Source organism: Rhizobium sp. Root1204, assembly GCF_001424965.1.
Classification (GTDB): Bacteria; Pseudomonadota; Alphaproteobacteria; order Rhizobiales; family Rhizobiaceae; genus Pararhizobium.
This window is the reverse complement of record NZ_LMCZ01000044.1, coordinates 174,358-188,425: the sequence shown is the minus strand read 5'-3', so window position 1 is coordinate 188,425 and position 14,068 is coordinate 174,358. Positions and strand designations below refer to the sequence as shown.

13 protein-coding genes are annotated in these 14,068 nt (G+C 60.3%); all 13 read left to right on the top strand.

The window, feature by feature from the left end; all coding sequences use genetic code 11:
• The 13 genes from ASC96_RS31235 (at nucleotide 1) to ssuD (ending at nucleotide 13,896) form a co-directional block, all read left to right on the top strand.
• Entirely contained in the window at nucleotides 1-1,650 is a 1,650-nt protein-coding gene (locus tag ASC96_RS31235; RefSeq protein ID WP_060506955.1) for an ABC transporter substrate-binding protein, read from the top strand.
• A gap of 51 nt (nucleotides 1,651-1,701) precedes the next feature.
• Nucleotides 1,702-2,682, top strand: a complete 981-nt coding sequence (locus ASC96_RS31230; RefSeq protein ID WP_060506953.1) for an ABC transporter permease — start codon at nucleotides 1,702-1,704, stop codon at nucleotides 2,680-2,682.
• A gap of 1 nt (nucleotide 2,683) precedes the next feature.
• Nucleotides 2,684-3,574, top strand: a complete 891-nt coding sequence (locus ASC96_RS31225) for an ABC transporter permease (RefSeq protein ID WP_060506951.1) — start codon at nucleotides 2,684-2,686, stop codon at nucleotides 3,572-3,574.
• A complete protein-coding gene (locus ASC96_RS31220) occupies nucleotides 3,571-4,374 on the top strand; it encodes an ABC transporter ATP-binding protein (protein WP_060506949.1) in 804 nt (267 codons plus the stop codon). The genes ASC96_RS31225 and ASC96_RS31220 overlap by 4 nt, the downstream gene beginning before the upstream one ends.
• Nucleotides 4,371-5,270 carry an ATP-binding cassette domain-containing protein gene (locus ASC96_RS31215; RefSeq protein WP_060506947.1) on the top strand — a complete coding sequence of 300 codons (900 nt, stop codon included), beginning with the start codon at nucleotides 4,371-4,373 and terminating at the stop codon, nucleotides 5,268-5,270. Before ASC96_RS31220 ends, ASC96_RS31215 begins: the two co-directional genes overlap by 4 nt.
• 378 nt (nucleotides 5,271-5,648) lie before the next feature.
• On the top strand, nucleotides 5,649-6,821 hold the full coding sequence (locus ASC96_RS31210; RefSeq protein WP_060506946.1) for an ABC transporter substrate-binding protein: 1,173 nt from the start codon (nucleotides 5,649-5,651) through the stop codon (nucleotides 6,819-6,821).
• Between the two features lie 132 nt (nucleotides 6,822-6,953).
• Nucleotides 6,954-7,817 (top strand): branched-chain amino acid ABC transporter permease, encoded by an 864-nt coding sequence (locus tag ASC96_RS31205; protein ID WP_060506945.1) that lies wholly within the window; start codon nucleotides 6,954-6,956, stop codon nucleotides 7,815-7,817.
• A 1-nt stretch (nucleotide 7,818) separates the two neighbouring features.
• Nucleotides 7,819-8,826 (top strand): branched-chain amino acid ABC transporter permease, encoded by a 1,008-nt coding sequence (locus ASC96_RS31200; RefSeq protein ID WP_060506944.1) that lies wholly within the window; start codon nucleotides 7,819-7,821, stop codon nucleotides 8,824-8,826.
• Nucleotides 8,823-9,587: an ABC transporter ATP-binding protein gene (locus tag ASC96_RS31195; RefSeq protein ID WP_060506943.1), complete on the top strand. Its 765-nt coding sequence runs from the start codon at nucleotides 8,823-8,825 to the stop codon at nucleotides 9,585-9,587. Before ASC96_RS31200 ends, ASC96_RS31195 begins: the two co-directional genes overlap by 4 nt.
• A complete protein-coding gene (locus tag ASC96_RS31190; protein ID WP_060506942.1) occupies nucleotides 9,568-10,284 on the top strand; it encodes an ABC transporter ATP-binding protein in 717 nt (238 codons plus the stop codon). The genes ASC96_RS31195 and ASC96_RS31190 overlap by 20 nt, the downstream gene beginning before the upstream one ends.
• 166 nt (nucleotides 10,285-10,450) lie before the next feature.
• Nucleotides 10,451-10,843, top strand: a complete 393-nt coding sequence (locus tag ASC96_RS31185) for a hypothetical protein (RefSeq protein ID WP_060506941.1) — start codon at nucleotides 10,451-10,453, stop codon at nucleotides 10,841-10,843.
• Between the two features lie 239 nt (nucleotides 10,844-11,082).
• Complete coding sequence (locus tag ASC96_RS31180; protein WP_060506940.1) at nucleotides 11,083-12,480, top strand: FAD/NAD(P)-binding protein; 1,398 nt, start codon at nucleotides 11,083-11,085, stop codon at nucleotides 12,478-12,480.
• 246 nt (nucleotides 12,481-12,726) lie between these two features.
• A complete protein-coding gene (gene ssuD / locus ASC96_RS31175; protein ID WP_060506939.1) occupies nucleotides 12,727-13,896 on the top strand; it encodes an FMNH2-dependent alkanesulfonate monooxygenase in 1,170 nt (389 codons plus the stop codon).
• Nucleotides 13,897-14,068 lie beyond the last annotated feature (172 nt).

Below are 14,068 nucleotides of genomic sequence, written 5' to 3'. Positions count from 1 at the left end.
ATGAAATTCCATACCCTGACGGCCGTTGCGGCCCTCATGCTCGGTGCGGCGCCTGCCGCCGCCGAAACCGTCCTGACCGTGAATATCGAGCCCGCGACGACATGGGTGCGCAACTTCAACCCCTTCAACCAGACGTCGGCGCGCCAGAGCACGCTCGACTTCATTTATGAGCCGCTGGTCGTCTTCAACCAATTCGACAGCAACAAGCCGGTCTTCCGTCTTGCCGAGACTTTCAAGCTCGCCGACGACCTGAAGAATATCGAATTCAAGCTGCGCGCCAACCTGAAATGGTCGGATGGCCAGCCGTTGACCGCCGAGGACGTGAAGTTCAGCTTTGACCTCGTCAAAAAATTCCCCGCGCTCGATTTCGTCAGCATCTGGACGCAGATCGATGGTGTCGAAGTCGTCGATCCGCAAACCGTGCGCTTCACCATGAAGCAGCCGACGTCGATTGCCGCCGAGACGCTGGTGCAGATCCCGATCGTGCCTGCGCACGCCTGGAAGGATATTGCCGATCCCGTCACCTTCTCGAACGAGACGCCGGTCGGCAGCGGCCCGATGACGGAGATTGCCCGCTTCACCGGCCAGACCTATGACCAATGCCGCAACCCGAACTATTGGGACGCAGCGACCCTCAAGGTCGGTTGCATGCGCTTTCCGCAGCTGGCCGACAACAACCAGATCCTGACTGCGACGGTGGATGGCACGCTCGACTGGGGCGTCTCCTTCATTCCTGACATTGAGAAAGTCTATATCGCCAAGAACCCGGAGCACTTTCACTACTGGTATTCGCCGAGCAGCATGGTGGCGTTCGTCTTCAACCAGGAGAGTGCCAATGCCGACAACCGCAAGGCCTTTTCCGATCTGAAATTCCGCCAGGCGGTTTCCATGGCGCTGGATCGGCAGGGCATGGTCGATATCGCCGGCTATGGCTATCCGACGCTGAATCAGGATCCGGGACTGATGGGCGAGCTTTACAAGGCCTGGGCCGATCCGGCGGTGACGGCCGAGTTTGGCAAGTTCGCGACCTATGACGAGGCGGCGGCCACGGCCCTGCTTGACGAAGCGGGTTACGTCGACAAGGACGGCGATGGCATGCGCGACAATCCCGATGGCACCAAGATCGCCTTTTCGGTTATCGTGCCCTCGAGCTGGACCGACTGGATCGACACAGTCAACATTGCCATCGACAACATGAAGGCGGTCGGCATCGACGCAAAGATCGAGACGCCGGAAGAGGCGGTCTGGAGCCAGAACCTGATTTCCGGAAAGTTTGATGCTGCCATCAACAGCCTTCCGGCCTCCGCCTCACCCTACTATGCTTACAAGCGCGCCTTCACCGAGGCCGACAAAGGCAAGACGCGCTTCACCTCGCAGCGTTGGTTCAATGCGGATGTTGAAAAGCTGATCGGTGAGTTCACCCATACGGCCGATGCCGGAAAGCAGAAGGAAATCATGAATTCGGCGCAGCGCATCGTTGCGGAGAACCTGCCGCTGATGCCGGTATTCAACAATCCGAACTGGTACCAGTACAACACCGCCCGGTTCACAGGCTGGTCGACGAAGGAAAATCCTTTCGCCAACCCGTCGATCACCAAGAATAACCGTGCGCGTCTGCTGAACCTTCTGGCTCTTCAGCCGGTCCAGTGATCCGTTTATAGAGGAGGCGGGGACCGTAACAGGCCCCGCCAGTTCCAAACAATGCCCTTTCTGCTCCGCCGCATCCTGTTCTATCTGGCTGCCTTCGTTGCTGCGGCAACGATCAATTTCTTCCTTCCCCGCCTGATGCCCGGCGATCCGGTGGCGCTGATGTTTTCCTCGGCTGCCTCGGAATTGCCGCCGGAAAGCCTGGAAGCCCTGAAGCTTACGTTCGGTTTCGTCGATGGGCCGCTCTGGAAGCAGTACCTCACCTATCTTTCATCCATTTTCACGGGCGACCTCGGCGTCTCGGTGAAATATTTCCCGCTGCCGGTAACGGATCTGCTCGGGCGGGCGCTGCTGTGGACTGTCGGCCTGGTCGGCACGGCGACGCTTGTCAGTTTCGTGCTCGGCAGCTTCCTCGGCATGGTGGCGGCCTGGCGCCGCGGCAGCCGTCTCGACGTGGTGCTCTCGGTTTCGGCGATTTTTGCCACGTCCATTCCAGCGGTCGTCACGTCGCTCGTCGCGCTGTTCGTCTTCGGCTTCACGCTCGGATGGTTCCCCACCGGTTATGCGCATGACCCGGCGCTCGACCCGTCCTTCAGCTTCGCCTTCCTCGCCAGCGTTGCCCACCACGCCATCCTGCCGCTCATCACGCTCTGCTTCGTTTTGACCGGTGGTTTCACCGTGACCATGCGCAACAACATGATCAATCTGCTTGGGCAGGATTATGTGGTGATGGCCCGCGCCAAGGGGCTTTCCGACCGGCGCGTCATGGTTTGGTATGCGGCACGCAACGCGCTGCTGCCGACGGTCTCGAGCCTAGCCATTGCGCTTGGCACCGTGCTCGGCGGCTCGCTGGTGACGGAGGTGGTGTTCAACTATCCCGGCCTCGGCAACACGCTCTACCAGGCGATCCTTGCCCGCGACTATCCGGTCATCCAAGGCCAGCTCCTCGTCATGACCGCCGCCATGCTGGTCTCCAATTTCATCGTCGATGTCAGCTATGTGCTGCTTGACCCGCGTCTAAAGGGGAGTGGCTGAGATGGGCCAGCTCTGGATCGGCCTTCGCCGCAATCGCAAGGCATTTATCGGCCTTGCCATCGTGCTCTTCATCGTGCTGGTCGCGCTCGCCGCGCCGCTCTTGACAGAGTACAATCCGGCCGCCCGCACGGGCCGCCCGCACCAGCCACCCTCGGCCGAGCACATTCTCGGCACGACGCGCCTCGGGCAGGACGTCTGGGCGCGTCTGATCTACGGCGCGCAGACCTCGCTTGCCGTGGGCTTTGCCGCAGGGCTTCTCATCACGGTTGTCGGTACGACACTCGGCATCGTCGCTGGCTATCGCGGCGGCAAGACGGACGAGGTGATCAGCTTCTTCACCAACATGGTGCTGGTCGTGCCGAACCTGCCATTGCTGCTCGTCATCGCCTCCTTCGTCGGACAGGCGGGGCCGATGGTCATCGCGCTCATCCTCGGTCTGACCTCCTGGGCCTGGGGAGCGCGTGTCACGCGGGCCGAAACGCTCTCCGTCAAGCAGCGCGATTTTGTGAAAGCCGCCGAGATGATGGGCGAGCCGCAATGGCGCATCATGGCGTTCGAAATCCTTCCGAATGTCTTTTCCATCGTCGGCATCAATTTCATCGGCAGCGTCATCTTCGCGGTCATCACTGAGGCAACGCTGGAATTCCTCGGGCTCGGTGATCCCAACGTGATCTCCTGGGGCACCATGCTCTACAACGCCCAGAAGGCCTCGGCGCTATCGGTCGACGCCTGGTGGGATATCCTCGCGCCATGCCTGGCGCTGGCGCTGCTCGGCATCGGCCTATCACTTCTCAACTTCGCGGTGGACGAGATCGCCAATCCGCGGCTGCGCACCGGCGGGCGTCTCGCCCGCTGGACAAGCCTCGTCAAATCCGGGGAAGGACGCCTGTGAGTGATACTCTGCTTTCCGTCAGCAATCTGACGATCGACTATATTGGCGCAGAGACGGATTTCCGCGCGGTGGACGATGTCTCGTTCGACGTCGCGCCGGGCGAGGTTTTCGGGCTCGCGGGCGAATCGGGCTGCGGCAAGAGCACGATCGCCTTTGCCGTCAGCCGGCTGCATGCCCCACCGGCACTGATCCGCAAGGGCAGCCAGATCCGCCTTGCTGGCCGCGACGTGCTCGGCCTTAACCGCAAGGACCTTGCCGATTTCCGCTGGCGGGAGGTGGCGATGGTGTTCCAGAGCGCCATGAACTCACTGAACCCGGTGCTGCGGATTGAAGAGCAGTTCTATGACGTGCTGCGCACCCATACGGGCTGTACGCGCAACGCGGCGCGCGACCGCACCGCCGAGATGCTGAAGCTTGTCGACATCAAGCCGGAGCGCATGCGCGACTATCCGCACCAGTTCTCTGGCGGCATGCGCCAGCGCATTGTCATTGCCATCTGCCTGGCGCTTGATCCGAAGCTCGTCGTCATGGACGAGCCGACGACAGCGCTTGACGTCGTCGTGCAGCGCGAGATCCTTCAGCGCATCGACGAACTGCGCCGCCAGCGCGGTTTCTCGGTTCTCTTCATCACCCACGACCTTGGCCTGATGGTGCAGTTCTGTGATCGCATCGGTGTGATGTTGTCGGGCAAGATGGTGGAGCAAGGCCCATCGGAAGCGATCTTCCGTGCGCCGCAACACGATTATACGAAGAGGCTCTGGGCCTCGTTCCCCTCACTCAAGGGAGGTGTGCTCGGATGAACGCCCCGCTTCTGCGCTTTGACAATGTCAGCAAGATCTTCGGCAGTCCGGCAGGCGGGGTGCACGCCGCGCGCGCCGTCAATTTCTCGCTCCATAGCGGGCGAGCGCTTGCCCTGGTCGGCGAGTCGGGCAGCGGCAAGACGACATGCGCCCGCATGGCCATGCTCGAATACCTTCCGTCGGGCGGCCAAGTCCTGTTCAAGGGAGAGCCCACAACAGCGCGGCGTGGCCGCGACCTTGCCGCCTATCGGCAGGCGGTGCAGATGATCTTCCAGGATCCCTTCGCCTCGCTCAATCCCGCACACACCATCGCCTATCACCTGAAGCGTACCCTGCGCCTGCATCGCCCGGATATCTGCTCGGCGGATCTGGATGCGGCTGTCGAAGAGCAGCTCGCGGGCGTCAAGCTCGACCCGGCGCTTGTCGCGCCGAAATATCCGCACGAGCTTTCCGGCGGCCAGCGCCAGCGCGTCAATATCGCCCGTGCGCTTTCGGCCCGGCCACAGATTCTCGTCGCCGACGAGCCGACCTCGATGCTGGACGTATCGGTGCGCCTGGGCGTCTTGAACCTGCTGAACGAGATGAAGACGAAGCGCAATCTCGGCCTGCTCTACATCACCCACGACATCGCCACCGCCCGCTACGTGGCAGAAGACATCGCGGTCATGTATAGCGGCCAGATTGTCGAATGGGGCGCTTGCAGCGCGGTGATCGACAATCCGCAGCATCCCTATACGAAGCTCCTGCTTTCGGCCGTGCCCGACCCCGAGCGCCGCTTCTCCGACGCCGCCTCGCGGATCGATCCAAGCGCGGTGGACGCCGTTCGCCGCATGGCGGCAAAGGAACAGAGCACAATCGTCAAGGCGGGCGAAAACCACTTCTCGCTTGCGATCTAACCCAGCGCGCCGGCGCTTAGCAGCGCCCTGATCAGAAATCCGCAGTGCTATCATGCACGCCGAATCGAGACCTTTTGGGTCTCTTCCGTTCGGCGTGCTCCCCTTTTTTCGCAGGGGGTAAAAGAAAAAACTCTGCCAATCTGCCCTTTCAGTCTTAAATTCGGTGATCGGCAGATTTAACAGTGCTCCTCGAGCGAGATGTCGAGAAACGCGGCTAAAAGTCCCAAACCGTCTCGATCCATAATCATATGCATATGAAATCCCGTTTGATATTTCATTTTACATTACCATTTGGCATGACAAACTGAGACCAGCTGTTGTGTCAGTCATCATGTGCCGGTTCTTTGGGAGCATGCCGGTCATTCAGGGAGGAGAGTTATGAAACGGGCCATCATCGCCGCGTTCGCGGCCATCATCATGGGCAGCGGTGCCTATGCCGACACGATCAAGATCGGCGTTGTCGGCCCCTTCTCCGGGCCATTTGCGTTACAGGGCAAGAACTTTAAAGCCGGCATCGACGCCTATATGGCGATGAACGGGACAACGATCGGCGACGACACAATCGAGATCATCTACCGCGACCTCCCGGCAGCCGACCCTGCGCAATCCAAGGCGCTGGCGCAGGAACTGGTGGTCAAGGAAAAGGTGCAATATCTCGCAGGCTTCTACTTCACGCCGGATGCCATGGCCGTCACGCCGATCCTCAAGCAGGCAAACGTGCCACTGGTCGTCATGAATGCTGCGACGTCGGCAATCGTCACCAAAAGCCCGCTGGTCGTGCGCACCTCCTTCACCACCTGGCAGACTTCCACGCCGATCGCCAAGGTCGCGCATGACGCAGGCGTTGCCAAGGTTATCTCCATCGTCAGCGACTATGGCCCGGGCATTGACGCCGAAAACGCATTCAAAGCCGGCTTCGAGAAAGAGGGCGGGGCTGTCATCGAGGCGATCCGCATGCCGCTGTCCACCAATGACTTCAGCCCGATCATGCAACGCATCAAGGATTCCGGGGCACAGGGCGTTTTCGCCTTCCTGCCGTCTGGCCCAACGACGCTTGGCTTCGTCAAGGCCTACAATGAAAACGGTCTCAAGGCTGCGGGCATCAAGTTTTTCGCGCCCGGCGACTTGACGCAGGAATCCGACCTGCCGGCTCTTGGTGATGCCGCCCTCGGTATCCAGACCACGTTCCACTATGCGGTTTCCCACGATTCTCCGGAAAACAAGGCCTTTGTCGAAGCGGCTTCCAAGGCAATCGGCAATCCGGCCGAGCTTTCGTTCCCCTCGGTTGGTGCCTTCGACGGCATGAACGTCATCTACAAGATGATCGAAGCGACCGGCGGCGAGCAGGATGCGCAAAAAGCGGTCGATGCGGTCAAGGGCCTCTCCTGGGTCAGCCCGCGCGGCCCGGTTTCAATTGATCCGGAATCGCGCCACATCACGCAAAACATCTATCTGCGCGAAGTCACGAAGGCAGATGACGGTACCTATTATAACAAGGAAATCCAGACGTTCGAAAAGCAGGGCGATCCCGGGCTTGCGGCCATCAAGTAGACCGCTAAAGCACATCGTATCGGTGCGTAACGAGGCAGATCGCACCGCCTGTACCTTGCACCATTTTCTTGCGATAGCGGGGGAAGGGAGGATATTCCCATCTCCCGCAGACAACCGGATGGACATCGCGCGATGCAGACAGTCTTCAGCATAGCCATCGACGCATTTGCCTATGGCATGGTGCTCTTCGTCATTTCGATCGGCCTTTCCGTCACCATGGGCCTGATGCGTGTCGTCAATCTGGCCCATGGCGCCTTTGCCATGATCGGCGGTTACATCGCCTCCTATGCGGCACAGAATCTCGGCCTGGGTTATGCGGTGGCCGTTCTCCTTGCCGTTGTCGGCACGGTGATCATAGCCATTCCGATCGAACGGCTGCTCTACCGGCGAATTTACGGCGCACCGGAGTTGACGCAGGTCTTGATGACCATCGGCATCACTTTCTGCATCATCGGCATTGCCAATTATGTCTTTGGCCCGACGCTGAAGACGATACCATTACCTCCGGAGTTGCAAGGTTCCGCTGACCTCGGTTTCCGCTCGATCGCTGTGCACCGCCTGTTTGCTATCGTCTGTGGTCTGGTTGTCGCGGGCGGCCTTTGGTATGCCATCGAAAAAACGGCGTTCGGCGTCAAACTGCGCGCCTCCGTCGATAATGCCTCCATGGCCGCTGCCCTCGGCGTGCGCACGGAAATCATCTATGCGGTGAGTTTTGCTGTTGCGGTGGGTCTTGCCGCCTTCGGCGGCGTACTGGGTGCAGAGCTTCTACCCGTCGAGCCCTATTATGCGCTGCGTTACATGGTGACCTTCCTGGTCGTCGTTTCCGTCGGCGGCGCCGGCTCCATTCCCGGCGCGCTTCTCGCCTGTCTCCTGCTGGGCGGCATCGATACGACCGGCCGCTACCTCATGCCGGAATTTGGCGAATTCTTCTTCTACCTCTCGGTCATCGCCATCATCTGTGTTTTCCCGCGTGGCCTTGCCGGGCGGGCACGCTAGGATGACGCTCATTATGAACACTGAAACGGTCGTAACAAAGTCCCGGCACAACCGTACTATCGGCCGCGACCTGATCGGCATCGGCGCCATCACTGCTGTCGCTGTGCTTGGCTACCTGCTGTTTCCGGACAATCTCGCGCTCCTGACCCGGATCATCGCCATTGCGCTGCTGGTGCTGTCGCTCGATCTCGTCACCGGCTATTGCGGCGTGGCGACCCTTGGTCATGCCGCCCTGTTCGGCTCCGGCGCCTATGCCGCAGGCATTGCGGCAGCGCATTACGGTATCACCAGCCCCATGCTGATGATGCTTGCCGGTATTCTTGGTGGAGCGATTGCTGGCATTATCTGTGGCGTGATCATCCTGCGGGCACATGGATTGCCGCAACTCGTCCTGTCTATTTCGCTGATCTATCTGTTCCACGAATTCGCCAATAAGGCATCATCATGGACGGGCGGTAGCGATGGCTTGTCTGGAATTTCACCCGACCCGCTGTTTGGCGTCTACGAGTTCGACCTCTGGGGTCAGACGGCTTATATCTTCGGTGTCGCTCTGCTGCTCGTTGTCTTCATCCTGCTGCGCTTTCTCGTCCGCTCACCATTCGGGATGCTTTGCCGGGGCATCAAGGAAGATCCTTTGCGCATCATGGCCATGGGCGCCTCGCCGAAGATCGCACTGATCAAGATGTACATCATTTCCGGTGCGGTCGCGGGCGTTGGCGGTGCGTTGAATGCGATCTCGACGCAGGTCGTCGGTCTCGACAGCCTCTCCTTTACGCAATCGGCCGAAGCGCTGGTCATGCTGGTTCTGGGTGGCACCGGCTCACTGTTCGGTGCGCTGATGGGCACGGTCGTCTTCATGCTGTTCGAGGATTATGTCTCTGCCGCCAATCCTTTTCATTGGCTGACCATGGTGGGTGTTCTGCTGATCGCCGTCGTCCTGTTTGCGCCGAAAGGCCTTTACGGCACGGCCGCCGGTTTCATCGCCCGCCGTATGGACAAACGCTCGTGAGCGCGATTTTTGACGTTCTCAATCTGAAAAAGGCCTTCAGCGGCCTGGCCGTCACCAATGACGTTTCCCTGTCGATGGCGCCGGGAGACCGGGTGGCGTTGATCGGCCCGAACGGCGCGGGAAAGACCACCTTCGTCAATCTCGTCACCGGAAATCTGCGGCCGGATTCAGGCGAAGTTCGGCTCAACGGCGAAACCGTCACGAAAATCGATGCAATCGGCCGCGTCAGGCGCGGGTTGGTCCGCTCGTTTCAGGTAACGCGGCTGTTTCAGGAGATGACGCCCGCCGAACATGTTGCGCTCGCCATCCTGCAGCGGGACGGTCGCGCCGGAAAGATGTTCGGCAATTTTCTGTCAATGCCCGACGTCATGGACGAGGCGGGCATCCTCCTCTCCAAGCTCGGCCTGGCTGACCTGATGCACCGCAAGGTGAGCGAGATCGCCTATGGGCAGCAGCGCCTGCTCGAAATCGCCGTGGCGCTGGCCCTCAAGCCGAAAGTGCTGCTGCTCGACGAACCGGCCGCAGGGGTACCGCAGTGCGATACGGGGCGGATCGAGCAGGCCCTTGCCGACCTGCCGGCCGATCTTGCCGTGCTGATGATCGAGCATGACATGGAACTGGTTTTTCGCTTCGCCAAGCGGGTCATCGTGCTGGCCGCCGGCACCATCATCTTCGACGGCTCGCCTGCCGACGTCACCAAGGATGCCGCCGTGCGTGAAGCCTATCTCGGGAGCTACGCCAATGCCAGCCACGCCGCTTGAGGTCGAAAACCTGTCGGCCGGCTATGGCCCGACACGGGTTCTGGAAAACGTCTCCTTCTCGGTTCCCGCCGGACAGCGTCTCGCCGTGCTCGGGCGCAACGGCATGGGCAAGACGACGCTGCTTGCCACGCTGGCCGGGCAGACGAAACGCTATGACGGACGCATCTGCATCGGCGCAACCGACGTCACCGGCATTTCCAGTGCGCTGCGCGCCCGCACCGGACTAGGCTACGTCCCGCAGACACGCTGCATCTTTCCGACGCTGACCGTCGAGGAAAACCTGTTCGTCGGCCTCAAGGACCGGCCGAAAAGCGATCTTCAGGACGCCTACGCGATGTTCCCCCGGCTTTTTGAGCGCAAGGGCAATCTCGGGTCCCAACTTTCCGGCGGTGAGCAGCAAATGCTATCGACGGCCCGGACCATTCTCGGCCGTCCTTCGGTGCTGCTGCTCGATGAGCCGCTGGAGGGGCTGGCGCCAGTCATCTGCGAGGAGCTGATGAAGGCGTTTTCCGAGCTTGCGAGTACCGGTAACATGACCATCATTCTCGTCGAGCAGCGCATCCAGAGCGCCCTTGATTTCGCCGACCAGGTGATCGTGCTTGAACGGGGCAGGGTGGCGTGGAACGGCACGCCGCAGGCGCTGGCTGCCGATCATGACGCGGTAGACCGGCTGCTGGGTGTCGGCGGTCTGCACTGACAAAAAACAGGGAGCTTCATAGTTGTATCAGGCGCATGGAGGACCTCCAGACATCTCCTGCAAATTTATTTTGAACCGGAGGGAACAATCCGTTTTCTCGCGCATTTGTGCGTCAGGTCGATTTCTGTCGGCACCAACCACCGTTCACAACGATGAGGATGTGCAGATGAACAACCTTTTACCCGAACTGCATGAGGGTCACGCCCCGATCACGCTGCATCTGCTGTTTCGCGATGCACTGGAAGCCTATGACGACTGGGCAGAAGGGGCGGACGTTCCGGTGGTTTACCATCTTGGCATGCCAGTGCCGATCGGGTCGGTATTCGATCATATGCGTGGTTGTACCGACATCCTGCCCAATAACATGGTCAGCGCCATTACCGAAAGGCTGACCAAGCCTTGGAGCAGCAATAGCCCGCTGGACGAAATGACGTTTTCGACCGCTGCCCGGGTCATGTGCGTGATGGTGCGCAAGAGGGAGTTGCAGCGCAACGGCAGCGATATCGGCGCCTTCATCCGCCGTTTTGAGAAGCTGCGTTCCGGCCGTTCCGATCCATGACGCTTTTGCGTTGTGAGGCTGCTTCTGGCTCCGCCGGAAGCAGCGCGTTTCAAGCATATGCCGGTTAAGTAACGGAAACGTATCGCGTTTTAACAGGTTGTGAAAACGGCTTGATAGGACGGGTTCTCCGTGTTTAAAATGACAAATTACATAGAGTATGCCGCATATTGATGAACTGGCGTTTGAGTAGGGGTGCCGAGGTTCAACCATCCAGCCGCATGATGCGGGGAGGAAATGATATGACGGTTCACGGTCTTTCGTCGCCCTTCAGTTCGCTGAGCGATCAGCCTTTGCAGATAGCCATCGTCGGGCGCGGCTTTTCCGGTCTGATGATGGCCATCGCCCTGTTGAAGACGGTCAAGCAGCCATTCCGGTTGCGCATGTTCGACCCCCGCCCGATCGTCAGCGGCGGCCAGGCGCTGGCCACGGCGCGTTCCACCGAAATTTTGAACAGCCGCGCTCGCGACCTCTCGGTTTCGACCGGCGAACCCAAAGATTTTACCCGCTGGCTGCAGGCAAACGCCCCGTTTCGTGAAGCCGTGACAGCGGCAATCCCCGGATTTGGTCAGATTTTCGTGCCGAAGGCCACTTTCAGCGACTACGTCTATCAGCGGTTTTCCGAAGCGCTGGCTCAGCGTACGGACGTGACCGTGCAAATGTCCAACGACGGCATCGCCCATATCCGCCGTAACGACGACGGCATGTTCACGCTCAGCCTCGCCGACGGCGGAGACGCAGTCTACGGCACGGTTGTGCTGGCGACCGGCTACGGTTTGAAGCCGCCGCTGGAAACGACTGAACAGGATATGGACTCGCTTCTGCTTGAACGTCCTGACACACGCCGGCATGTCGTCGTTATGGGCAATGGCCTGCGCGCCGTCGATCAGGTTCTGCAATTACGCGACGGCGGTTTCACCGGTCATATCACCATCCTGTCACGCCGTGGTTTCCTGCCACAACCGCACACCCGCATGCCGGCTGACGCGGTTTTCCCGACACAGCCCATGCCGTCACAGCTGCGCAATATCGTTCGTTTCGTCCGTGATGCCTGCGCTGAAGCCGAAGAAAACGGCTGGAGCTGGCAGGCTGCGATGAACGGCCTGCGCAAACGCGCCCGCACCCTTTGGGCATCGCTCCCGCCCAGCGAAAAACGCCAGTTTAACCGGCATCTGCGCGCCATCTACGACAGCCACCGTAACCGGCTTCCGGCCGATGTGCATGCCAGACTGGAACGCGAATTTGCCAGCGGCCTCACCGAATTGAAGCGCGGAACCACGCTCAAGCGTACAGCAGATGGTCTTATCGTCCGGTGGGCGGGCCAGTCGGCGGAAAGCCATTTCGCCGCCGATGAAGTGATCGACTGCCGCTGCCTGTCGCCGGACCTCAAAGATCCTGTCGTAGCCGACCTCCTCGAGGCTGGCCTTGCCGCGACGGACGAGCTCGACCTCGGTCTCGCCGTCAATCCGGCCGGGGAGCTGTTGACGCCGAAGGGCCGGCCAGCCGGGCTTTTCGCCGTTGGTCCGCTTGGTCTCGGTTCACTTCCGGATATCGATCTGGTTCCAGAGATTGTCACCCAGACCTATGCCGCAGCAACGCTGATCGGCGCGCGGTCGCTGCCGCAGTTGCAGGCAAGCTGATAGGCCTCAGCCAACGGCTCTATCACCCCGCCGAATTGCCTTGATGGGCCGCAGCTGCGCTTCATCCTTTTTCCCAGACCTGAGCTGCAAGCAGTCCTTTCACGGGGCGTAACGCCTCAAAAAGGTGGCAAACGCGAACGGATTTTCCATACACGATAAAATTTATAGATATTATAATTTTGCGGTCGGCGCCGTTCCCGGAAAAACTAGGAAGACCCATTCTGCAGACGCTGGAGACAATCGCACATGAGCCCCGTTCCGGAAAAGATCGACGTTCTCTGGTTTCTGCCGACCCACGGTGATAGCCGTTATCTCGGCACGTCCATCGGCGGCCGCAATGTTGATCTCAACTATCTGAAGCAGGTGGCGCAGGCGGCCGACACGCTCGGCTATTTCGGCGTGCTGATCCCGACCGGCCGCAGTTGCGAGGACAGCTGGATCGTTGCTTCGGCATTGGCGCCGCTGACGGAGAAGCTGCGCTATCTCGTCGCCGTGCGCCCAGGCCTGCTCAGCCCGACGCTGGCAGCGCGCATGACCGCGACGCTTGACCGGATCTCGAATGGCAGACTTTTGATCAACGTCGTCACCGGCGGTGACCCGATCGAGAACAAGGGCGACGGCATCCACTACTCGCATGAGGAACGCTACGAGGTCACCGAAGAGTTCATCAACATCTACAAGGCGGTTCTGCGCGGTGAAGACGTCACCGCCAAGACCAAGCATTTCGACATCGAGGATGCCAAACTTCTATTCAAGCCGGTTCAGGAGCCGCATCCGCCGCTCTATTTTGGCGGCTCGTCCGGGGTCGGCCAACAGGTTGCGGCCCGCACGATCGACAAATATCTGACCTGGGGCGAGCCACCCGAGGATGTCGAGAAGAAGGTGGCGGAAGTGCGGGCGCTCGCCGCGGCAGAGGGCAGGGAGGTCACCTTCGGTATTCGCCTTCATGTCATCGTCCGCGAAACCGCCAAGGAGGCCTGGACCGCGGCCGACGAGCTGATCAAATATGTCGATGACAACACGATCGCCGCAGCCCAGAAGGTTTTCGAGAGGATGGATTCCGTCGGCCAGAGCCGGATGAGCAAGCTGCATGGCGGCCGCAAGGACAAGCTGGAAATTGCCCCGAACCTGTGGGCCGGTGTCGGCCTCGTGCGCGGCGGCGCCGGAACTGCGCTGGTCGGCGATCCCGATCAGGTCAAGGCGCGGATCGATGAGTACCGCCAGATCGGCATCGATACCTTTATTTTCTCCGGCTATCCGCATCTGGAAGAGGCCTACAGGTTCGGCGAACTCGTATTGCCGAACCTGCCGCTCAACCACCCGGTCAAGACCCACAAGGCAAGCGCCAATACCGGTCCCTTCGGTGAGACAATCGCCGGCGACCACCGTCCGCCGCTCAAGGTGTCGCAGTCCTGATAAGATATAGTCAGGATTGGCGTTTTTATTCGTGACACCGCGATTAAATGGTAACGTTCAACCGTTAACCAGGGCAGTGGCTACGGAACAGCCGCTGTCCGTGTCCGGTTGACAAGCTCAAGGCGAGCCTAAAGAGTAAACCGGTCAAAACGGCAGCGTTGGGGAGGACTTT